Origin of the sequence: Microvirga pudoricolor (genome assembly GCF_016892705.1) — a bacterium.
GTDB classification, from domain to species: domain Bacteria; phylum Pseudomonadota; class Alphaproteobacteria; order Rhizobiales; family Beijerinckiaceae; genus Microvirga; species Microvirga pudoricolor.
Map to the genome: position 1 here is coordinate 221,326 of NZ_JAFEMB010000001.1, position 22,051 is coordinate 243,376.

Consider the following 22,051-nt stretch of genomic DNA (forward strand, 5'->3'; position numbering starts at 1 on the left):
CGGCTGGCGTGAATCCGCGTGGCCCGCTAAAGCTGGCGCATGGATGGGGATGGCAAGCGACGAACAGCTGTGACGGCCGAGGCCGTGGCGAACGGGGACCGCGCCGCGCTGGCGCGGGCGATCACGCTCATGGAATCCCGCCGCCCCGACCACCGGGCGGCGGCGCGGGACCTGCTGCAGACACTCATGCCGCGCACCGGCGCGGCGGTCCGGGTGGGCATCACCGGCGTGCCGGGCGTGGGCAAGTCCACGGCCATCGACAGCCTCGGGAGCCTGCTCACGGCGCGGGGGCATAAAGTGGCCGTGCTGGCGGTGGATCCGAGCTCGACCCGCACCGGCGGGGCGATCCTAGGCGACAAGACCCGCATGGCCCGGCTCGCCACCGATCCCGACGCCTTCATCCGCCCCTCCCCGTCCTCCGGGACGCTAGGCGGCGTCGCGGCCAAGACCCGCGAGACCATGCTGCTCTGCGAGGCGGCGGGCTTCGACGTGATCCTCGTGGAGACCGTGGGCGTCGGCCAGTCGGAGACCGCCGTGGCGGACCTCACCGACTTCTTCCTCGTGCTCATGCTGCCGGGCGCGGGCGACGAACTCCAGGGCATCAAGAAGGGCATCCTCGAACTCGCCGACATGATCGCCGTCAACAAGGCGGACGACGCGGGGCCTCGGGCGCAGGCGGCGGCGGCGGAGTACAAGGCGGCGCTGCACATCCTGACTCCGGCCACGTCCGCGTGGACGCCCCCCGTGATGACGATCTCGGGCCTGACGGGCGATGGGTTGGACGCCCTCTGGGCCAAGGTGCTCGACCACCGCGCCCGCCTCGAGGCCACAGGAGAGCTGGCCGCCAAGCGCCGCGCTCAGGATGCCAAGTGGATGTGGGCCCTGGTCGACGAGCGCATGCATCAGAAGATCGCCACCGACGCCGCCCTGCGGGCGCGCCTGCCGGAGATCGAGCGGCAGCTCTCGGGCGGAATCCTGTCCCCCGATGCCGCCGCCGACGAGATCGCCGTCCTGCTCGGCCTATAGGGACGCGAGCGCCTCGGCGGCGCGCAGGTGGCCGACCTCGATGCCGTTCCAGTTCTTCAGCACCGGGCGGGCCAGGGATTCCACGGTCGCGAGCTGACCGTTCTTCAGGGTCAGGAAATGCCGCAGGAGTTGCGCCATCGCGACCTCGGCGGCCCGGCCCGCGCCGTCGTCGATCTTCAGGGCGATGCCGAAGCCCTGTTCCGGCAGGGCCGCGCAGTAGACGCCCTCGGCCCCGACCTTCACGAAGGCCCGCTCGCCCAGCGATTCCATCAGCACCGTGTCGAAGCGCCCCGTGCCGGCCACCATGAAGGGATGCGCCGCCACGGCCCTGCGGATGCGCTCGGCCGCCGCCCCGGTGGAGCGGGACAACCCGTGGCCCGACCCGAACTTCGCGAAGGCGAAGGCGAGCGCCGGAAGTGGAATTGCGTAGGTGGGGATCGAGCAACCGTCGATCCCGGCGATCTCCGGGCCATGGGAGGCGCCGGTCAGGTCCTCGAGCGAGGCGTGCACCGCCTGCTGAACCGGATGGTCCGGCCGGATGTAGCCCGTGGGATCCTGGCCCGTGCCGCAGGCCAGGCACACGAAGCCCGCGTGCTTGCCGGAGCAGTTGTTGTGCAGGGCGCTCAGCTCCCCGCCAGACCGGGCCAGGGCGCGGGATGCCGCCTCGCCCATGGGCCAGTGGGTGCCGCATTCGAGGCACCCCGCATCCTGGCCCGCCTTGGACAGCATGCGGGCCGCCGTCTCGGCGTGCCTGGGCTCGCCCGAATGGGACGCGCAGGCGAGCGCGATCTCGTCGTCGCTCAGCCCCAGCTTGTCCGCCACCCCGCTCTCGACCAGAGGCAAGGTCTGCAGCGCCTTGACGGCCGAGCGCGGAAAGACCCGGCGCTCCACGTCGCCCAGGCTGAGGACGACGCCGCCATCGGCGTCGATCACGCACACGGCGCCGCGGTGGCGCGACTCGACGAGCGCGCCTCGGGTGACTTCGACCAGGAAGGGATTATCCATACGGAATCTCGTTGTGACCGGCGCCTTTTAGGGAGACCGGGCCGGAAGTCAAATCCCGAACCATCCCTTGCGGCAAACCGCCCGGCCCCTTAAACCTCCCACCTGCGAGAGAGGGATCGTCATGCGCGTAGCGATGATAGGGTCTGGGTATGTTGGTCTTGTGTCGGGGGCGTGTTTTGCGGATTTCGGGCACGAGGTGTGCTGCGTGGACGTGGACCCGGCCAAGATCGCGGCGCTCCAGGCCGGCCGCATGCCAATCTACGAGCCCGGCCTGGCCGAGCTGGTGGCCAAGAACGTGCGCGAAGGCCGCCTGACCTTCACCACCGCCCTGGCCGAGCCGGTGGCTTGCGCCGATGCGGTGTTCATCGCGGTCGGCACCCCCTCGCGCCGCGGCGACGGCCATGCGGATCTGTCCTACGTCCACCAGGCCGCCCGCGACATCGCCGCGGCCCTGCGCGGCTACACCGTCGTGGTCACCAAATCCACCGTGCCCGTGGGCACCGGCGACGAGGTCGAGCGCATCATCCGCGAGGCCCGGCCTGACGCCCGCTTCGACGTGGCCTCCAACCCCGAGTTCCTGCGCGAAGGTGCGGCCATCGCCGACTTCAAGCGCCCCGACCGCATCGTGATCGGGGCCGAGAGCGAGCCGGCCGTGGACGTGATGACAGCGCTCTACCGTCCGCTTTATCTCAACCAGGCCCCGCTGCTCGTCACCTCGCGCCGCACGGCCGAGCTGACCAAGTATGCCGCCAACGCCTTTCTGGCCACCAAGATCACCTTCATCAACGAGATCGCCGACCTGTGCGAGCGGGTGGGCGCCAACGTGCAGGACGTGGCGCGGGGCATCGGGCTGGACAACCGCATCGGGTCGAAGTTCCTGCATGCGGGGCCGGGCTATGGCGGCTCGTGCTTTCCCAAGGATACGCTGGCGCTGATCAAGACGGCGCAGGATTACGCCGCTCCGATCCGGCTGGTGGAGACGGTGGCGTCGGTCAACGAGCAGAGGAAGCGTGCGATGGGCCGCAAGGTGATCGCGGCCTGCGGCGGGAGCGTGCGGGGCAAGCGGATCGCCATCTTGGGCCTGACGTTCAAGCCCAACACCGACGACATGCGCGATGCGCCCTCGCTTTCGGTGATCGGGGCGCTGCAGGATGGCGGAGCCGAGATCCGGGCCTATGATCCTGAAGGGATGGAGGCGGCCAAGGCGCTGCTGTCGGGGGTGGGGTATGCGGGCGACCCGTATGCGTGTGCCGAGGGCGCGGACGCTCTGGTGATCGTGACCGAGTGGGACATGTTCCGGGCGCTCGACCTGACCCGGTTGAAGAGCCTGCTCAAGGCGCCCGTCATCGTCGACCTGCGCAACGTCTACCGCCCCGACGACATGAAACAAAACGGCTTCCAATATCACAGCATCGGACGTCCCGATGCTGCCGAACAGGCGGACGCGGTGAGCGACACCACGGCGCCGCGCCTCATCACGACGCCCTGAACATATCCGGAGTCAGCCGATGCAGACCTTTTTCGTCGAGATCAAATGCAAGCTCGGGCGAACCTACAGCGTGGCGAGCAAGCTCGCCGACCGGGAGATCGCGTCCGAGATCTACTCGACGGCCGGCAATTACGACATCCTGGCGAAGTTCCACGTGGATGACGAGGTGGATATCGGCCATTTCATCGCCGAGAACGTGCAAAGCATCGACGAGATCGCCGACACGCACACCATCATCACGTTCAAGGCATTCTAGCGCCGGTCCTGTTGGAGAGGTCGCGCCGGAACACGGCCTCACGCCACGCTGGATCCTGAGGTCACAGGCCTATTCCACCGACGCGGTCGCTTCCATGCGGCGTCCCGCGAACTGGGACGGAGGAGCGATCCGCAACGCCATGCTGTCGTAGCGGTCGAGGCGGCGGACGATCTTGCTGTCGATCTTGTCGTAGAACTCGGCCAGCGACACCGCGCGGCGGCGCTTGCCCTGCCGCTCCGTGAACAGGCCCTGATTGGCCCTCGCGGCCTTCGGGAAGAGCTTCGACGCCGCGGTGTTGGGCTCCGCGTCCAGGGCCTGCAGGAACTTCACCGCACTGTTGGCGCCCAGGAAATGGGCGATGTAGAGCTCCGTCTCGGCCAACTCGCGCTCGCCGTCCTCGCGAAGGGCCTTCTCCACATCCTTGATCAGCTCACCCGCCATGAGGGCCGAGAAGTAGGGATCGCGGCGCAGGCCCATGACCCAGCCCCGGTCCTTCTCGTTGATGAGCACCGCCTCGCCGTCCACCATCTTGAGGGCGGCGGACGCCGCCCCGAAGCCGTAATCGGCCGCATGGTTGAAGACCGTCTCGAGCCAGGTGCTGTCGATGAACTGGAACAGGCCTTCCGCCGACGAGGTGGAAGCCTTGGCGGCCGGCAGCAGGCTCGACTCCACGTCGGCCAAGGTGACCATGTAGGAGGGGTCGACCCCTGTCGTGTGGGCGGCGTTGAGGATGGTGTGCAGCAGCCAGCGCGGAACGTTGCGCCCCCCGAAGGGCACGACCTCGTCCATGTCCAGCATGGAATCCGCGTCCGTCAGCGTCAGCGGCGTCCCCTTCAGGGGAGCAGGCTCGGCCTTGGGAACCTGGCGGATCATCGCGAAAGCGCCGTCCAGGATCGACTCGAACAGGGTGGGATCCTGGCTCAGGGCGGGCTGGAAAAGATCCACCCGGGCCGAGGCCAGGGGATCGCGGTGGACGAAACGGGAGGGCGTCGTGGCCACGGCGGCCGGTCCTGCCGTCATGCCCTGGAAACCAATCATTAATCCCAGGGCGAGTATGGTCTTGAGGGTTCGGCGCTTGGCTGAACGCTTGAGGTGACGTGCGCCCTGCACGGGACGCGGTACCGCGTGAAGCGGCACTTTCGCCGTTGCCATCATCGATTGTCCCGCTCGACCCGTCAGATGGCGGATCGATCCCTTGTTTTGTTCTGGGACCATGGTTGGCCGCAGGATGTGGCCAGAATCGGACAGCTTGACCGTAAAAATCGCGTCAAATTGACGTTTTTTGGGGAAAACCGATAAGAAAAGGCTCCCACGCCGGGGAGCCTCGCAGTCTTTTTAGGACTTTGTTCACATTTCAGGACTTGGCTTGCGCCACGAGTTGGGCGTTGGTGCGCTCCAGGCGGTCGGCCAGTTCCCGCATCACCGCCAGGGCGATTTGCGGAAACTGCGCCAGCAATTCCAGGAAGACCCGTTTGTCGATCCTGAGCGCCGTGGTCTGTTCGGCCGCCATGATGGTGGCGGATCGGGGCGATTCCGACAGGATGCCCATCTCGCCCACGAGGGCATTGCCGCCGAGCTCCGCCACCTTGATCTCACCGCCGGGCGTGTCGAGGAGCACATGGGCGCTCCCGTCGAGGATCAGATAGGCGGCGTCGGACGCGTCCCCTTGCGAGAAGAAGCGCTGGCCGCCGGAATATTGAACGCGCTCGCTCGTGAAGGCCAACAGCTTCAGACGGGCGGGATCGATGTCGCGGAACATCGGCACCTGCCGCAAGGATTGGACTTCGGACTCAAGCGTCATGCTACTTCTCCTGCCAGCTCCGCATCGTCCGCAGGCGCCTTGGCCTTGTCCGACGAGCGTTCGCTTTCTTCTGTCGTAACCTGTCCCCTACGGAAACGCATCCGGATATCGAAGCCTTTGGCCTGCGTTTCGTTCGAAAGAACCATGAATAAGCTGCGATCCTCAACCATTTCGATGAGGAGTCCGATCAGCGCCTGGACGCGTGTCTCGTCGAAGGGCGCCAACGCGCCGTCGACGATGAGGATGTCGGGTTTCTTCACGAGGCAGCGGACGAGGTTGATGCTCGCCCGTTGCTGGGTGTCGAGGAGCCGTCCGGCGGTGCCGACCTGGTAGCCGAGGCCGATGCGCTGCACGTCCTCCACCAGTCCGAGGTCCCGCAACACGTTGGACACCGCCTCGGCTACGCGATTCTGGGCGTTCGCCACGTTGTAGCTGATCCGGCCGAAGAGCAGGTTGTCCCGCAGGGGAGCCGGGGGGCAGATGCGATCGGGATCGTAGAATTCCACGGTCGGGCCGTTCAGCGCCTCCAGGGTCTGGCGCACGATGCCCCGGGCCCGCACGAGGCGGACCTTGAAGTTGTCGTCGAGCAGCCCCAAGCGATGGCGGGTCTCGATATAGGCGAGCGGCAGCGACAGCAGGCGGATCCCATCCTCGTGCGTGCGGCCTCCGGAGGCGTTCCGGCGCAGGATCGCCTCGAAATCGTCGAGCTCGTCGGCGCCGATGAAGGAGAATTGCTGGAACAGGGGATGCCCCGGCGGAATCCCCTCGAAGATCTCCGTCATGGTCTCGGCGATCTGGAGCCCCATGTCGGTCAGCTCTTCGACGAGGCCGGCCCGGTCGAGGGCGCTGCGGAAATACTTGTTCTCGGACAGGTTGCGGCCCACGAAATCATCCGCGACGGGCACCCCGAAGAGCAGGTTCTCGGCGATGGTGGCCTGGTTGTTGTAGCGGCGCGCGTCGAAATGCTCGACGAGGTCCTTCATGCCGTCGGCCTGGAAGGCCTCGAACAGGCGCCGGCGTGCCTCGATCAGGCGCTCCGCCAGTTCCGGCTCGCTCTCGAGGTCCGGGCGTCCGGCGAGGCCGAACCGGTAAAGGTCGTTGCTCAGACCGATCCGGTCGAGGAGCCCTATGAAGATGCCATCGAGCTCCCTGGCGTCGGAGGCGCCCACCGAGCGGTAGTCGATCCAGTCGTTTCCGATGCTCTCGACCGGGTTGCCGGTGCGCTTGGCCTCGGAGATCCGGCGCTCCTCCTCCCGGTCCGCGTCGGCGTCCGACCCCGCCGGAGCCGCCCGCAGGCCATAGACCAGGTTGTCCCGGATGCTGCCGGGAAAGAGCGTGGGGTCGGTTCCCGCATAGGCCATGCGCCGCCCGATGATCCCGACCGGCAGCCGGGTGAGGTCCCGCTCGCCGATGCGGATCTGGCCCGTGAAGGACGGCAGTCGCCCGGCGATGATCCGGGCAAGCGAGCTTGCGGCGGCCGTGCCGTCGGAGATCAGGCCGATCCGGGCCGGCAGGGTCGCCGAGAAGGAAGCGTTGTCGATGATCGTGCCCCCATGGGGGTCCGCCACGTTGATGCCCTCGGCCGTGAGCGGGCCGGTGAGCGGCGCGTCCTCGACCGCGCGCTCCATCTCGTTGAGCGGGATCAGCCGCTCCGGGGCGAAGTGCTGCACGACCTGGTCGTATTTCACCTGCACGTCGAGGCGCTGCTGGTCCCAGTCGATCAGCTCCTTGAGGGGCGGCGGCAGTTCCCGGTAGGCATTGATGACCGCCACGAGCTGACCGATGTCCAGGGTCCCGCGCAGGGCGAAGAAGCCGCCGACCACGTAGAACAGGAACGGCGTCATCTGGGCCAGCAGGTTGTTCAGGAATTTCACCATGAACTTCCTGTTGTAGATCTTCAGGCGGATGTCGAAGAGCCCGAACAGGCGGTGGCCGATTTCGGCCTGCTCCCAGCGCTGCGCATTGTGAACATGCACGACCTCGATGCCGTCGAGCACTTCGGCGATGCGGCCCGCGAGTTCGCGCGAGGCGAGCTGGCGCTGGCGCCCGAGCTTCAGGAGCTCCCGGCGCAGGCGGGGAATCACCGTGAACTGGACCGCGATCATGGCCACGGCCATCAGGCCGAGCCAGACGTTCTGCACCATGATGAAGACGAGGGCCGTGATGGCCTGGAAGCCCAGGAAGACCGGCGTGATGAAGGCATCGCCGATGAAGCCGCCGATGGGCTCCACCTCGTCCTTGATGATGGTGGCGGTCTCGGAGGACTTGACGGTCCGCAGCGCCTCCGGCGTGAAGCGCAGGACCATGGAGAACAGGCTGAAGCGCATGCGGCGCAGCATGCGTTCTCCCAGGGCGCCCTTCGCGACGTTGATCCAGTACTTGAACGCGCCGTTGATGAGAACGAAGACCAGGAAAAGGCAGGACAGACCAACCAGGAGCCCGATGCGGCCCACCTGGAAGCCCTCGAAGATGTTCAGGGTCGCGCCCCCGAGCCAGGACGGGAGCTGGTAGACCATCCGCAGGAAGGGCGCGGTCATCTGCCCGTCCTTGAATGCCTGGCCCTGGATGGCCTCGTTCACGATCTGGCGCGGCAGATCCAGGGACATGAAGTAGAACGGCTGGGACGCCAGAACGACGCCGCAGACGAGCAACTGATCCCTTTTCGAGTGCGTCCAGATATACCGGAAGAGGCTCTTATCCATCAGAACAACGTTACCACCGACGAACCCTTGCGCGATACCTCTTTCCGGTTTTGACTAAGGCCATCGCTGATGAGGTGGGGAAAACCATAGAGGGGGCGTCCCCGCCGTCAATGAGACCCTGGAGCCGAACGGGCGAAACGGCTACCGCGTTGTCATGGAATTGTGAGGCTCGGCAGGGACAAAAAAGCCCGATTCCCGTACCATGCGGGGATCGGATGGGCGTGACGGGGCGGCTGAAACGCCGGCCCGCATACCGAGGATGCAGGTCGCGGATCCGGGAGAGGCCAGGTTTTGGCAGTTTCTTCAACAGGCTTCAGAGAGGGCGTCCGCGTCCTCATCTACAGCCATGACACTTTCGGCCTCGGGCACCTGCGCCGATCGCGCGCCATCGCGAACGCGATCGTGGCCGAATGGCCGCAAGCCTCCGTGGTCATCATCTCGGGCTCGCCCGTCATCGGCAATTTCGAGTTCGCCCACGGGGTGGATTACATCCGGATCCCCGGCGTCACCAAGCTGCCGGACGGGGATTACCGCAGCCTGAACCTGAACCTGCCCCTGGACGGCGCCGTCTCGTTGCGCCAGGACCTGATTCTCCAGGCGGTAAAATCCTTCCAGCCCAACGTCTTCATCGTGGACAAGGAGCCCTCCGGGTTCCGGGGCGAGGTCCTGCCCGCCCTGGACTACCTGAAGCGCCAGGGCTGCCGTCTGGTCCTGGGCATCCGCGACGTGATGGACGAGCCCGCCCTCCTGGTCCCCGAATGGGAGCGCAAGGACGCCACGGACGCCCTGGTGCGCTACTATGACGAGATCTGGGTCTACGGCCTGAAGGATGTCTATCAGCCGCTCGCGGCCCTGGATCTGCCAGCTCAGGCGGAGGCCCGCATCACCTATACGGGCTACCTGCGCCGGGAGGTGCCGCAAACGCCTTCGCTGACGCGCTACCCGAAGATCACGAAACGGCCGTTCATCCTTGTCACCACCGGCGGCGGCGGCGATGGCGACGACATGATCGACTGGGTGATCTCGGCCTATGAGGCCGATCCCACGATCGAGATGCCGGCCGTGATCCTGTTCGGCCCGTTCATCAACCGGGACAAGCGCCGCTCTTTCATGGAGCGCATCGCCCGGCACGACAGGCTCGATGCCATCTCGTTCGACACCAAGATCGAGTACCTGATGCAGAAGGCCGACGCGATCGTGGCCATGGGCGGCTACAACACGTTCTGCGAGATCCTGTCCCTGGACAAACGCGCCCTGATCGTGCCCCGCACCCGCCCCCGGCTGGAGCAGTATATCCGCGCCGTGGAAGCCGAGCGCCTCGGGCTCGCCTGCATGCTCACCGACCATGACGAGCCCCGGACGCCCGAGCGCATGGCCGCCGCCCTGCACCGTCTGCTCGCCCAGCCGCGCCCATCGGAGGTGACGGTGCCGGGTCTCCTCGACGGGCTCGACCGGATCCGCGAGCGCCTGAAGCAGCTCCTGGGACAGGCCGCGCCCTTCGCGCCCTCCTATCAGGCGGCCGAATGATCCCATCATGATGCCCTCCCCCACCGCCCGGCGCATCGCCGTCGTCGTGAAGGGCTACCCGCGCCTTTCCGAAACCTTCATTGCCCAGGAGATCCTGGCCCTGGAAGGCCGGGGCCTCGACCTGGAGATCTGGTCGCTTCGCCATCCGACGGAGCGAGCCGTTCATCCCATGAACAAAGCCATCCGGGCCCCCGTGACCTATCTGCCGGAATATCTCTACGAGGAGCCTCTGCGGGTCCTGCGCGGATTGTTGTGGAGCATGGGCCAACGGAATTTCGGCCGCCTCCTGCGAACCTTCTGGCGCGACCTGAAGCGCGACCGCACAGCCAATCGCGGCAGACGATTGGGTCAGGCCTTCGTGATGGCGCGGGAATTGCCGGAGGATGTGGGCCATCTCCATGTCCATTTCCTGCACACGCCCGCCTCCGTCGTCCGCTACGCCGCCTTGCTCACGGGCCGCAACTGGACGTTCTCGGCCCATGCCAAGGACATCTGGACCACGCCGGAGTGGGAAAAGCGGGAAAAGCTCGCCGAGGCCGCCTGGGGGGTCACCTGCACGTGGCAGGGCGCGAGCCATCTTCAGAGCCTCGCCCGGACGCCGGATCAGGTCTCCCTCGTGTATCATGGCCTCGATCTGTCGCGCTTTCCTGCGCCACCCGAGACACGTCCGACGCGGGATGGGGCGGACGCGACCGATCCGGTGCGCATCGTCAGCGTCGGGCGGGCCGTGGCCAAGAAGGGCTACGACGACCTGCTCCGAGCCTTGGCGGCCCTGCCGCCGGACCTGCACTGGCGCTTCGCCCATGTGGGCGGGGGCGAGTTGGCGAACCATCTCAAAAAGCTCGCGGAATCCAACGGCATCGCCGACCGGGTCGCGTTCCTGGGCGCGAAGGCGCAGCCCGACGTCGTCGCGCTCCTGCGGGAGGCGGACCTTTTCGTGCTGCCGTCCAAGGCCGCCGCTTCCGGCGATCAGGACGGTCTGCCCAACGTCCTGATGGAGGCGGCGAGCCAGGGGCTCGCCATCGTGGCCACGGACTTCGCAGGCATTCCGGAGTTCATCCAGGACGGACGGGACGGCATTCTCGTGCCGCCGGGGAACTGGGAGGCGCTTGCCAACGCCCTCAACCTGATCGCCCGGGAGCCGGAGCGGCGGGCGGCCCTGGGCACGGCGGCCCATGAGCGCCTGCGGCGGGATTTCTCCATGCAGGGCGGCATCGACGATCTGGAGCGGCGCTTCCGGTCGGGGCACGTGCCGGCTCGCGAGAGCGCCCCGGCGTGATCCCGATCGCCTTTTATGCTCCGCTCAAGAGCCCACTCCATCCCTCGCCCTCCGGCGACCGGACCATGGCCCGCCTTCTGATGAGAGCCTTGGAGCGGGGCGGTTTTGCTCCGCACCTCGCAAGCGAGCTGCGAACCCTCGACAGGGCGGGCGATCCGGAACGGCAAGAGGCGCTCCACCGGTCCGGAGAGGACGAAGCGCGGCGGCTGATCGCCCATTACCGCGCGCTTGCGGCGGCGGAACGGCCCCGTCTGTGGTTCACCTATCATGTCTATTACAAGGCTCCGGACTGGATCGGGCCCCAGGTGGCCGGCGCGCTCGGCCTTCCCTATGCGGTCGCCGAGGCGTCCCGGGCGCAGAAGCGGGCGGGCGGTCCCTGGTCGCTGGGCCATGACGGCGCGGAGGCCGCCCTGGACCAGGCCGATCTCCTCTTCGTCATGACGGCCGCCGACCGGCAGGCCCTGGAGCGCTTGCGCCCTCCGGCCCAGGTCCTGGCGGACCTGCCGCCTTTCCTCGACCTCGACGAATGGGGGGCCGTGCCCTCGGAACGGGTGGCCGATCGTGCGCCGAAGCTGCTGGCGGTCGCCATGATGCGCGACGGGGACAAGCTCGAATCCTACCGCATTTTGGCGGACGCCCTCGACGGCCTCCGGGATGTGGCCTGGACGCTCGACGTGGTGGGAGACGGCGATGCACGCGGGGCCGTGGAGGCGGCTTTCGCCCCCCTCGGGCCCCGCGTGCGCTTTCACGGCGAGGCCGGACGGGCCGGTCTACGCACATTCTACGGCGCCGCCGACCTCCTCGTCTGGCCGGCCGTGAACGAGGCCTACGGGATGGTGCTCCTCGAGGCGCAGCTTTTCGGCTGCCCCGTCCTGGCAGGCTCCTATGGGGGCGTGGCGGCCGTCGTCAGGGACGGAACGACCGGCCGCCTGACGCCGCCGGGCGACGTCCGGGCCTTTGGCGATGTGCTCAGGGCGCTCCTGGCCGACAGGCCAAGGCTGCGGGGGATGGGCGAGCGCGCCCGCCGCTTCGTGACGGAGGAGCGGGGCCTCGATCCCGCGGCCAGGAAGCTGCGCCGGCACCTCCTGCCCCTCCTCCAGTCCGAGCGGGGAGCCGGGCCGTGAAGGTGCTCATTGCCGTCACCCACCTGCTCGGCGCCGGCCACCTGACCCGAGCCGCCGCCCTGGCGCGGGCTTTTTCATCCGCCCGTCATGAGGTCGCCTTAGTGAGCGGCGGCATGCCCTCGAGCTTGATTCCCCATGACGGCTTCGCCTTCGTGCAGCTTCCGCCGGTCAAAACCATCGGGACGGATTTTCGCACCCTGCTGGACGAGAGCGGCCAACCGGCCGACGAGGCCTATCGGGCCGAACGGCGCGCCCGGCTGGTCGAGGCCTTCGACGCTCATCGGCCGGATTTGTTGGTCACGGAGCTTTTCCCGCTCGGCCGCCGGGTTCTGGCCGATGAATTCCTGGCCCTGCTCGAGCGGGCCCATGCGGCGCTCCGGCGTCCCGTCGTCGCGTGCTCTGTCCGCGACATCCTCGTGGCGCCCTCGCGCCCCGACCGGATCGCCGAGGCCCATGGGCGCCTGAGGCGCTTCTACGACGCGGTCTTCGTTCATGGCGACCCGGCGCTCGCTCCCCTGGAGGCCTCGTGGCCCGTGGACGAGGATATCCGCCCCCTTCTTCGCTACACGGGCTATGTGGACGAGGGCGGGCCGGCCCGGCCGGTAAAAGCCCGTAACGGCATTCTGGTCTCGGGCGGATCGAGCGCCGCGAGCCTGCCCCTCTATCGCGCCGCCATGGCCGCAGCCGCGCTCCTGCCGGAGCACCCCTGGCGGATCCTGGTGGGGCGCGGCGTCGGCGAGGCCGAGTTCGGGGCCATCCGAGACGCCGCCCCGCCGCACGCGGCCGTCGAACGGGCACGCCCCGACTTCAGGAGCCTGCTCGCTGGGGCCCAGGTCTCCGTCAGCCAGGCCGGGTACAACACGGTCGTTGACCTCCTGCGCACGGGCCCATCCGCCGTTCTCGTGCCTTTCGAGGCCGGTAACGAGACCGAGCAGCGCCTCCGCGCGGAGCGCCTGAAGGCTATGGCCGGGGCCGAGATCGTGCCGGAAGGCGACTTGTCGCCGGAGCGCCTTGCGGCCGCCGTTGCACGGGCCCTGGAAACGAGCCCGGAACCCCAGGCCACGATCGCGCTCGACGGAGCCGCGCGGACGGTCGCCTTGGCCGAAGACCTCGTGCGCGCCACGCCAGCGGTGCATCTCGCCTGGGACTGGGGCCCGTTCCAGGACGCCCTCGACCGCGCGGCCGATGCGGGCCGCCGGCCGACCTTCTGGTGGCGGGACGACGACGCGGCGGCCCAGACCCCGACACTCGACAGGCTGCTGGCCCTCGCCCGGCGGTACGAGGCCGGGCTCGCCCTCGCGGTCATCCCGGCCGACATCGAGCCGTCCCTCCGGCCGACCCTCCGGGGCGCCGAGGGTGTCAGTCTCCTGGTGCATGGGCTGCGCCACGCCAACCATGCGCCTCCACGCGAAAAGAAGGCCGAGTTCGGCTCTCATCGCCCGCTCGACACGCTCGCGGCGGACGCACGCGAAGGGCTCGAACGCGCCCGGCTAGCGCTCGGCCCGCGCCTGCTGCCCGTGTTCGTGCCACCCTGGAACCGGGTCGCCCCGGACATCCTGGAGCGCCTGCCGGCCCTCGGATACCGGGGCGTTTCGACGTTTCGGGACCGGCAGGCGCCCGAGGCGGCGCCGGGTCTGCGGCAGGTCAACGCCCATGTGGACCCCATCGACTGGCACGGGTCCAGAAGCCTCGCCGACCCGGACGCCGTGATCGGCTCCCTGGCCTTGGCCGTGCGGTCGCGGGTGTCAGGCACTGCCGATCTTCGGGAGCCCATCGGGTTCCTGACGCATCACAGGGTGCACGATGAGGCGGTTTGGGCGTTCTGCGAGCGATTGCTAGAGCGCTTGTCGCGCAATACTATCCGGATGAAAGAGGCCGAAGCGCTGTTTTCCACCGATAACGGATCGTCCAGGGACGATGATGCGTTATGGTCGTGACGACGGCCAAGCCGAATGCTGTGCCAACGGAGACGCGAATGGGCGAGACGCTCCTGTCGATCCGCGACCTGAGGGTCGATTTCAGGACCGAGACCGGCGATTTTCGCGCCGTCGACGGGCTGTCCTTCGACATCCCGCCAGGCAAGACGGTGGCGCTGGTGGGCGAGTCCGGATCGGGCAAGAGCGTGACCGCCCAAGCGATCATGCACATCCTGCCGAAAGTGGCGCGGATCTCGGGCGGGTCGATCTGCTTCAACGATCCCGCCGGTGACGGGAGGCCTGTCGACATCGCCGACTACGACCCGGAAGGGGCCGCCATGCGCGCCCTGCGGGGCGGGCGCATCGCCATGATCTTCCAGGAGCCGATGACGTCCCTGTCGCCGCTTCACACCATCGGCGATCAGGTAACCGAAGCTCTCATGACCCATGCGGAAGTCTCCGCCGAGGAGGCGCGCCGGAAAGCCGTGGACGTGTTCGCGCGGGTGGGCTTTCCGGACCCGCAGCGCGCCCTGCGCACCTATCCGTTCGAACTCTCAGGCGGCCTGCGCCAACGCGCCATGATCGCGATGGCGCTGATCACGCGCCCGGCCCTGCTCATCGCCGACGAGCCGACCACCGCCCTCGACGTGACCACCCAGGCCCAGATCCTGGACCTCATCAGGGAGATCCAGGCGGAGACCGGCATGTCGGTCCTGCTGATCACCCACGACCTCGGCGTCGTCGCCAACGTGGCCGACGAGGTGGTCGTCATGTATCGCGGCAAGGTCATGGAAACCGGCTCGCGGGAGGACATCTTCCGCCACGCGGAGCATCCCTACCTCCAGGCCCTCATGCGCGCGGTGCCGCGCTTCGCCATGGCCGAGAACGAACGGCTGACCCCGATCCGCGAGGTCAGGACGACGGCTTTCGACAAAGGCGTTGCGTCATCGCCGACGCAGCCCGCCGGCCCGGTTCTACGGGCGGAGGAGCTGACGAAGACCTATACGCTCCGCTCGGGCTGGTTTTCGGGCAAGACGCGCACGATCCGGGCGCTCAACGGCATCAACCTGGACGTCATGCCGGGCAAGACGCTCGGCCTCGTGGGGGAATCCGGCTGCGGCAAGACCACCGTGTCCAAGATCATCATGCGCGCCCTCCAGCCCGACGGCGGCCGGGTGCTCTTCGACGACGGCTCCGGCCCGCGCGACGTGCAGCATCTCGAGGGCGACGATCTCACGGCCTATCGCCGGAACGTGCAGTTCGTCTTCCAGGATCCGTTCTCGTCCCTGAACCCGCGCATGACGGTCTACGAGATCCTGACCGAGCCCCTGCGCATCCACAACATCGGCACTTCCGACGAACGCTATGCGCGGGCCAAGGAATTGCTCGACATGGTGGGCCTGAGCAAGCAGGCCCTGCGGCGCTACCCTCACTCCTTCTCAGGGGGGCAGCGGCAACGCCTCGGGATTGCGCGGGCGCTCGCGCTCCAGCCCCGCGTCCTGCTCTGCGACGAGCCGGTCTCGGCCCTGGACGTCTCGGTTCAGGCGCAGGTTCTCAACCTTCTCAAGGACCTCCAGGCGGCGCTGGGCCTCACCTACCTGTTCGTGTCCCACAATCTCGCGGTGGTCGACTACATCGCCGACACCATCGCGGTGATGTGCCGGGGCTACATCGTCGAGGAAGCTCCGAAAGCCTCGCTTTTCCGCAACCCGGTCCATCCCTACACCCAGGCGCTTCTGGCCGCCGTGCCGGATCCCGACATCGACCGCCCGCTCGACTTCGCGAAGCTGCGCGCGGACCGGTTCTCGGATCCGGCTCAATGGCCCGAGCCCTATCGCCTCGCCCCCGGCGAGCATGGGCTGATGACTGAAATCGAACCGGGCCACAAGGTGCGCCTCAGCGACCAATCCAGCCGGGAGGCTGCGTGATGACGGCATTTCGACCCCACCGGTACACCCCCTTCATCCTGACGGCCTCGGCCCTCGCCTTCCTGACGGCTCCGGTTCTCGCCGGACCGTCCTGGGCGCAGGGCTACAGCGAGCAGCCCCTGTTTGCCGAAAAGGTCGCCCAGAAGGCGCTGCCCCCCGTGGACCATCGGGTGCCGAAGACGCCCCTCGTGGTCGATCCCGCCAGGACGGGCGGACGCATCGGCCAATATGGCGGCGACGTCATCACCCTGGTGCCACGGCCCCGCGATATCCGTTACATCTCCACCTGGGCCTATACCCGGCTGATCGGCTACGACCGCGACCTGAACCTCACGCCCGACATCCTCGAGAACGTGGAGCACGAAGGCGACCGGATCTTCACCTTCACGATCCGCGAGGGCCATAAATGGTCCAACGGGCAGCCCTTCACGGCGGAGGATTTCCGCTACTATTGGGAGGACATCGCCGGGAACAAGGACCTGTCTCCGGCCGGGGTGCCCGAGTTCATGCTGGTGGACGGCAAGCCGCCGAAATTCGAGGTGCTGGACGAGCGTCGCGTCCGCTACAGCTGGGACAAGCCCAATCCGCGTTTCCTGCCGCAGCTTGCGGGCGCGATGGATCCCAACATCTATCGCCCATCCGCCTATCTCAAGAAATTCCACGCCAAATACGCCGACAAGGACAAGCTGGACGAAGCCGCCAAGAAGGCGAAGCTGAAATCGTGGGCCGCCATGCACAACCGCATGGACGACATGAAGGAGCAGTCGAACCCGGACCTGCCGACCCTCCAGCCCTGGCGCGTGACCAATGCGGCGCCCGCGAACCGCTTCGTTTTCGAGCGCAATCCCTTCTACCACCGGGTCGACACGGCGGGACACCAGCTGCCTTACGTGGACCGCGTCGTGATGGACGTCTCGGCCGGGAGCCTGTTTGCCGCCAAAGCCAACGCGGGCGAAGTCGACCTGCTGTTCCGCGGCCTCAACATGTACGATATCCCGATCCTGAAGGAAGGCGAGCGCGTCCATGGCTACAAGACCCTCCTGTGGCCCTATGCCCGTGGCACGGAGCTCGCCCTCTACCCCAACCTGAATGCGTCCGATCCGGTCTGGCGCAAGCTCAATCGCGATGTCCGGTTCAGGCGCGCCCTTTCTCTCGGGATCGACCGCAAGACCTTGAACAACGCCCTGCTGTTCGGCCTCGGCAAGGAGGGCAACAACACCGTCGTGCAGGAAAGCCCCCTCTTCTCGCCGGAGCTTCGCACCCTCAACGCCACCTACGATCCCGGCGCGGCCTCGCGGCTGCTCGACGAGATCGGCCTGACGCAGCGTAATGGCGCGGGCTATCGCCTGTTGCCGGACGGACGGGAACTGGAGATCATCTGCGAGACCGACGGCGAGAGCAGCCTGATCGTGGACGGTCTGACGCTCATCACGGAATTCTGGCGCGAGATCGGCGTGAAGCTGTTCGTGAAGCCCCAGGACCGGACGGTACTGCGCAACAGGGCCTATGCGGGCCTGACCGTCATGGTGGCCGGACAGGGCCTCGACAACGCCTTCCCGACCGCCATCATGCCGCCGACCGAACTCGCGCCCATGCGCCAGGACACGCTCTCCTGGCCGAAATGGGGCCAGTACATCGAAACCAAAGGCAAGAACGGCGAGGCCGTGGACATGCCCGAGGCCAAGCGCCTGCTCGACCTGTACGGCACCTGGATGAACACGGACGACGAAGCCGTGCAGCAGACCGCCTGGAAGGAGATGCTGATGAACCATGCCGAGAACCAATGGATCATCGGCACCATCTCGGGAGCGATCCAGCCCATCGTGACCCGCAACGGGCTGTTGAACCTGCCCGACAAGGCCCTCTACAGCTGGGAGCCGACGGCGATGATCGGCATCTACCGGGCCGATGAGATGTTCTGGAACAAGGCTGTCGGCAAAGAGGCCCGTCGATGATTCTGTTCCTGTTGCGTCGCCTCGTCACGATGATCGTGACGCTGCTCATCATATCGGCCTTGGTGTTCTTCATCATCAAGTTGCCGCCTGGGGACTTCCTGTCCAACCAGATCGCTGAGCTGCGGGCCCAGGGTGAGGCGGATTCGGTCGCCAAGGCCGAGTTCCTGATCAAGCAATACGGGCTCGATCGGCCGGCCTGGGAGCAGTACCTGGTCTGGATCGGCGTGATGCCCGGCCCCAACGGGTTTTCCGGCCTCCTGCAGGGCGACTGGGGCTGGTCATTCGAATACGATAAGCCTGTGGTCGACGTGGTGGGCGATGCGCTCTGGCTGACGCTGGTGGTCAACCTCGCGGTGGTGATCTTCATCCACCTCGTGTCGATCCCCATCGCGATCTACTCGGCGACCCGGCAATATTCCGTGGGCGACTACGTGGCGACTTTCATCGGCTATATCGGGCTGGCGACGCCCAGCTTCCTTCTGGCCCTCATCATGCTCTACTACGCCAACCGATGGTTCGGCGTGTCCATCGGCGGCCTCTACGACGCACGTTTTTCCGGCGAGCCCTGGACCTGGGAGAAGATTCGTTCCCTTCTCTCCCATCTCATCGTGCCCACGGTCGTCATCGGCCTTGCCGGCACGGCGGCCATGATCAGGCGCATGCGGGCCAATCTGCTCGACGAGCTCGGCAAGCAATATTACGTGACGGCGAAGGCCAAGGGCCTCGCGCCCACGCGGGCGCTCCTGAAATATCCCTTCCGGATGTCCCTGAATCCCTTCGTGGCCGATATCGGCAACCTGCTCCCGCACCTGATCTCCGGCTCCGTCCTGGTGTCGCTGGTGCTGAGCTTGCCCACGGTCGGGCCGATCCTGCTCGCGGCGCTCAAGAGCCAGGACCAGTTCCTCGCGGGCTTCATCCTCATGTTCGTGGCCGTTCTCACGGTCATCGGCATGCTGATTTCGGACCTGCTCCTGGCCCTCCTCGATCCCCGCATCCGGGCCGGAGGCGCCCGATGAACGAGGTCGCTCCCCTCAAGAGGCACTATGTCAACCCGGCTCCCTTCGATCCGGGCCTGACCGAACCGTCGGGCACGGAGAACGAAAGCTTCTATCGAGCCTCTTCCTGGAAGCTCATGTGGTGGAAGTTCCGGCGCCACCGGGTCGCCGTGGCCTCCGCCTTCGTGCTCCTCGCCTTCTACCTCCTCGTCCCTTTCGTGGAAGTGGTGGCTCCCTACAACCAGACCAAACGCAACGGCGACTTCATCTACGCGCCGCCGCAGGGCATTCACCTGATGCACGAGGGTCGCTTCGTCGGCCCCTTCGTCTATCCCTACAAGTTCGAGTTCAACCTCGAAACGTTCCGGCGCGACTACACCGTCGACCGTTCGACGCCGCAGCCGATCCGCTTCCTGTGCCGGGGAGACGCCTACGAGTTCTGGGGGATCTGGACCACGGATTTCCACCTCGTCTGTCCGCCCGAGAACGGCACCATGTTCCTGCTCGGAACGGACCGCCTCGGACGGGACGTCCTGTCCCGCATCATCTATGGGGCGCGCATCTCGCTGACCATCGGCATCGTGGGAATCGCGGTCTCGTTCGCGCTCGGGCTCTTTTTCGGCGGTCTCGCGGGCTATCTCGGAGGGTGGGTCGATCACATCGTCCAGCGCATGATCGAGATCATCCGCTCCATGCCCGAACTACCCCTCTGGTTGGCCCTGTCGGCGGCCCTTCCGCCCAACTGGAGCCCGATTCTCGTCTTCTTCGGCATCACCATCATCCTCGGCATGCTCGACTGGCCGGGCCTTGCCCGCGCGGTGCGGTCCAAGCTGCTCTCCCTACGGGAGGAGGACTTCGTGAAAGCCGCCGAACTCATGGGCGCGTCCAAGCGCCGGATCATCGCGCGCCACCTCATACCGAACTTCATGAGCCACCTGATCGCGTCGGCGACCCTGTCGATCCCGTCGATGATCCTGGGCGAGACCGCTCTGTCCTTCCTGGGGCTGGGCCTGCGCCCGCCCGTCACGAGCTGGGGCGTGCTTCTCAACGAGGCCCAGAACCTCGCCGCCGTGCAGCTCCATCCCTGGCTGCTCTTCCCCATCATCCCGGTGATCGTGGTGGTGCTCGCCTTCAACTTCATGGGCGATGGCCTGAGAGACGCGGCCGATCCGTATCACTGAACCAGCCAGGAAAGCGTCCAGGAAACCAGCCAAGAAAAAAGGCGCCCTGGGGCGCCTTTTTCAATTCGTGCGTCTCACCTCAGCGGCGAGGGCCCTTGTCGAGCCAAGCCACCTGGGCGCCGTCGCTGCGGCCTTCCTGGCGGCGGAAGGGCTGGGTCGATGCGACTGGGCGCGGGGCCGATCCCTGCGGCTTGGCGCCGCCCGAGCCGGGCCTGCCTTGTACGGAACGTTGGGTGTTGGCGGTCTGGCCACCGGCCGCCTGGCCACCCGGCTTGCCGCCTCGGCTCCGCCGGCGCTTGGGGCCGCGCTCGGCTTGCGCGTCGTTCTGGCGGGACGCGCCATGGCCCTGGGGCTTCTGACCGCGGGCGTGCGGCTGAGGGCGTCCGCCGCCGCGCTGCGGGATGGGCGCATCCGCATCGAGATCGCCGGCCGCGAAGCCTTCCGGCATCGGCAGAACCGGCACGGTCTGGCGGGTGAGCTTCTGGATGTCGGACAGAAAGGCTTTCTCTTCCTTATTGCAGAACGAGATGGCCTGACCGGCGGCTCCGGCGCGGGCCGTGCGTCCGATGCGGTGAACGTAGGATTCCGGCACATTCGGCAGGTCGAAGTTGATGACGTGCGTCACGCCCTCCACGTCGATGCCGCGGGCTGCGATGTCGGTGGCCACCAGAACCCGGCAGGAGCCGTCCCGGAAGGCCGCCAGCGCCCGCTCGCGGGCCGGTTGGGACTTGTTGCCGTGGATGGCCGCGCCCGAGATGCCAGCCTTCTCGAGACCGCGCACGACCTTGTCGGCCCCGTGCTTGGTGCGCGTGAAGACCAGGACGCGGTCGATCGCGGGATCACGCAGCAGGATTTCCAGCAGAGGCTGCTTCCGGCCCGTGGAGACGAACATGACGCCCTGCTCCACGCGCTCGGCCGTGGTGGCGACGGGGGTCACGGCCACCTTGGCCGGATTGCGCAAGAAGTCGTCGGCCAGCGAGGAGATCGTCTTCGGCATGGTAGCCGAGAAGAACAGGCTCTGGCGGTCCTTGGGAAGCATGGTCACGATGCGCTTCAGGGCATGGATGAAGCCCAGGTCCAGCATCTGATCGGCCTCGTCGAGGACGAGGATTTCCACGTCGCGCAGGGACAGGGCGCGGCGGTCGATGAGGTCGAGCAAGCGACCGGGGGTCGCCACCAGAACATCGACGCCCGTTGCCATCTCGCGCTCCTGACGGGGGAGATTGACGCCGCCGAACACCACGGCGGTCTTGACCCGCAGATTGCGGCCATAGGTGCGGAAGCTGTCGGCGATCTGGCCGGCGAGTTCCCGGGTGGGGCTCAGGACCAGAACCCGGCAGCCCTTGCGGGGCAGCGGCTTCGGCGTCTTGGCCAGGTGGTTCAGGATCGGAAGCGCGAAGGCCGCCGTCTTGCCGGTGCCCGTCTGGGCGATGCCGCACACGTCGCGGCCCTCGAGAGCCAGCGGGATCGTCTGGGCCTGGATCGGAGTCGGCTTCTCATAGCCCTCGGCGGCGAGCGCCTTCAGGAGGGGCTCGGCCAATCCGAAATCGGTGAAAAGGGTCATTCTTGGCTTTCAAACACAAAGCGGGGAGCCACGAGCAAGACCGCTCACGGGCTGGACATTACCGGGCTCTAGGGAGACGACCCGCGTGATGGGGTGTCAGAGGAAAGCGATTGAAGAAGGGGGCCGGGCCTCCGCTGCCTCGCGGATATCCGTCACGCAGCCCCACTCAAGCGCTTCATTGAGCGCTGACGCTAGATGGCATATGAGGGAGCATGACGCGTTCGTCAAGCCCGGATCGGCCCTGGGAGCTCCCTCGAGGAGGCATCGGGGGAAACTCACGGAGGCCCCAACGGAACCTCCACG

16 protein-coding genes are annotated in these 22,051 nt (G+C 67.1%); 11 read left to right on the top strand and 5 right to left on the bottom strand.

The window, feature by feature from the left end:
- Positions 1-39 precede the first annotated feature (39 nt).
- Positions 40-1,026 (top strand): methylmalonyl Co-A mutase-associated GTPase MeaB, encoded by a 987-nt coding sequence (meaB, locus tag ILT42_RS01015; RefSeq protein WP_204213447.1) that lies wholly within the window; start codon positions 40-42, stop codon positions 1,024-1,026.
- Here meaB and ILT42_RS01020 read toward each other — a convergent pair.
- Positions 1,021-2,031, bottom strand: coding sequence for an asparaginase (locus tag ILT42_RS01020; RefSeq protein ID WP_204213448.1), 1,011 nt, complete (start codon positions 2,029-2,031; stop codon positions 1,021-1,023). The genes meaB and ILT42_RS01020 overlap by 6 nt on opposite strands.
- Before the next feature lie 121 nt (positions 2,032-2,152).
- On the opposite strand from ILT42_RS01020, the gene ILT42_RS01025 reads away from it, so the two are divergent.
- Together ILT42_RS01025 and ILT42_RS01030 are read left to right on the top strand one after the other, a co-directional pair.
- Positions 2,153-3,520: a UDP-glucose dehydrogenase family protein gene (locus ILT42_RS01025; protein ID WP_204213449.1), complete on the top strand. Its 1,368-nt coding sequence runs from the start codon at positions 2,153-2,155 to the stop codon at positions 3,518-3,520.
- Between the two features lie 19 nt (positions 3,521-3,539).
- On the top strand, positions 3,540-3,776 hold the full coding sequence (locus ILT42_RS01030) for an Lrp/AsnC ligand binding domain-containing protein (protein ID WP_204213450.1): 237 nt from the start codon (positions 3,540-3,542) through the stop codon (positions 3,774-3,776).
- 69 nt (positions 3,777-3,845) lie between these two features.
- Here ILT42_RS01030 and ILT42_RS01035 read toward each other — a convergent pair whose 3' ends face one another.
- The 3 genes from ILT42_RS01035 to ILT42_RS01045 all read right to left on the bottom strand — a co-directional run bounded on the left by ILT42_RS01035 (position 3,846) and on the right by ILT42_RS01045 (position 8,279).
- Complete coding sequence (locus tag ILT42_RS01035; protein ID WP_204213451.1) at positions 3,846-4,928, bottom strand: transglycosylase SLT domain-containing protein; 1,083 nt, start codon at positions 4,926-4,928, stop codon at positions 3,846-3,848.
- A 202-nt stretch (positions 4,929-5,130) separates the two neighbouring features.
- A complete protein-coding gene (locus ILT42_RS01040; RefSeq protein ID WP_204213452.1) occupies positions 5,131-5,577 on the bottom strand; it encodes a Crp/Fnr family transcriptional regulator in 447 nt (148 codons plus the stop codon).
- The gene (locus ILT42_RS01045; RefSeq protein WP_204213453.1) at positions 5,574-8,279 is read right to left on the bottom strand and encodes an ABC transporter transmembrane domain-containing protein; all 2,706 of its coding nucleotides are present in this window, start codon (positions 8,277-8,279) and stop codon (positions 5,574-5,576) included. The genes ILT42_RS01040 and ILT42_RS01045 overlap by 4 nt, the downstream gene beginning before the upstream one ends.
- Positions 8,280-8,570: 291 nt before the next feature.
- Between ILT42_RS01045 and ILT42_RS01050 the strand changes: the two genes are divergently transcribed.
- The 8 genes from ILT42_RS01050 to ILT42_RS01085 all read left to right on the top strand — a co-directional run bounded on the left by ILT42_RS01050 (position 8,571) and on the right by ILT42_RS01085 (position 20,184).
- On the top strand, positions 8,571-9,806 hold the full coding sequence (locus ILT42_RS01050) for a glycosyltransferase family protein (RefSeq protein ID WP_204213454.1): 1,236 nt from the start codon (positions 8,571-8,573) through the stop codon (positions 9,804-9,806).
- A 7-nt stretch (positions 9,807-9,813) separates the two neighbouring features.
- On the top strand, positions 9,814-11,085 hold the full coding sequence (locus tag ILT42_RS01055) for a glycosyltransferase (protein WP_204213455.1): 1,272 nt from the start codon (positions 9,814-9,816) through the stop codon (positions 11,083-11,085).
- 65 nt (positions 11,086-11,150) lie between these two features.
- Positions 11,151-12,209, top strand: a complete 1,059-nt coding sequence (locus ILT42_RS01060) for a glycosyltransferase family 4 protein (RefSeq protein ID WP_204213456.1) — start codon at positions 11,151-11,153, stop codon at positions 12,207-12,209.
- A complete protein-coding gene (locus tag ILT42_RS01065; RefSeq protein WP_204213457.1) occupies positions 12,206-14,146 on the top strand; it encodes a glycosyltransferase in 1,941 nt (646 codons plus the stop codon). The genes ILT42_RS01060 and ILT42_RS01065 overlap by 4 nt, the downstream gene beginning before the upstream one ends.
- 38 nt (positions 14,147-14,184) lie before the next feature.
- Positions 14,185-16,053 (top strand): ABC transporter ATP-binding protein, encoded by a 1,869-nt coding sequence (locus ILT42_RS01070; protein ID WP_204213458.1) that lies wholly within the window; start codon positions 14,185-14,187, stop codon positions 16,051-16,053.
- Positions 16,053-18,008, top strand: a complete 1,956-nt coding sequence (locus ILT42_RS01075) for an ABC transporter substrate-binding protein (RefSeq protein WP_204213459.1) — start codon at positions 16,053-16,055, stop codon at positions 18,006-18,008. Before ILT42_RS01070 ends, ILT42_RS01075 begins: the two co-directional genes overlap by 1 nt.
- The gene (locus tag ILT42_RS01080) at positions 18,005-19,024 is read left to right on the top strand and encodes an ABC transporter permease (protein WP_204213460.1); all 1,020 of its coding nucleotides are present in this window, start codon (positions 18,005-18,007) and stop codon (positions 19,022-19,024) included. The genes ILT42_RS01075 and ILT42_RS01080 overlap by 4 nt, the downstream gene beginning before the upstream one ends.
- Positions 19,021-20,184 carry an ABC transporter permease gene (locus ILT42_RS01085; RefSeq protein WP_204213461.1) on the top strand — a complete coding sequence of 388 codons (1,164 nt, stop codon included), beginning with the start codon at positions 19,021-19,023 and terminating at the stop codon, positions 20,182-20,184. Before ILT42_RS01080 ends, ILT42_RS01085 begins: the two co-directional genes overlap by 4 nt.
- 79 nt (positions 20,185-20,263) lie before the next feature.
- On the opposite strand, the gene ILT42_RS01090 is transcribed toward ILT42_RS01085, so the two are convergent.
- Positions 20,264-21,748: a DEAD/DEAH box helicase gene (locus tag ILT42_RS01090; RefSeq protein ID WP_204213462.1), complete on the bottom strand. Its 1,485-nt coding sequence runs from the start codon at positions 21,746-21,748 to the stop codon at positions 20,264-20,266.
- Positions 21,749-22,051 lie beyond the last annotated feature (303 nt).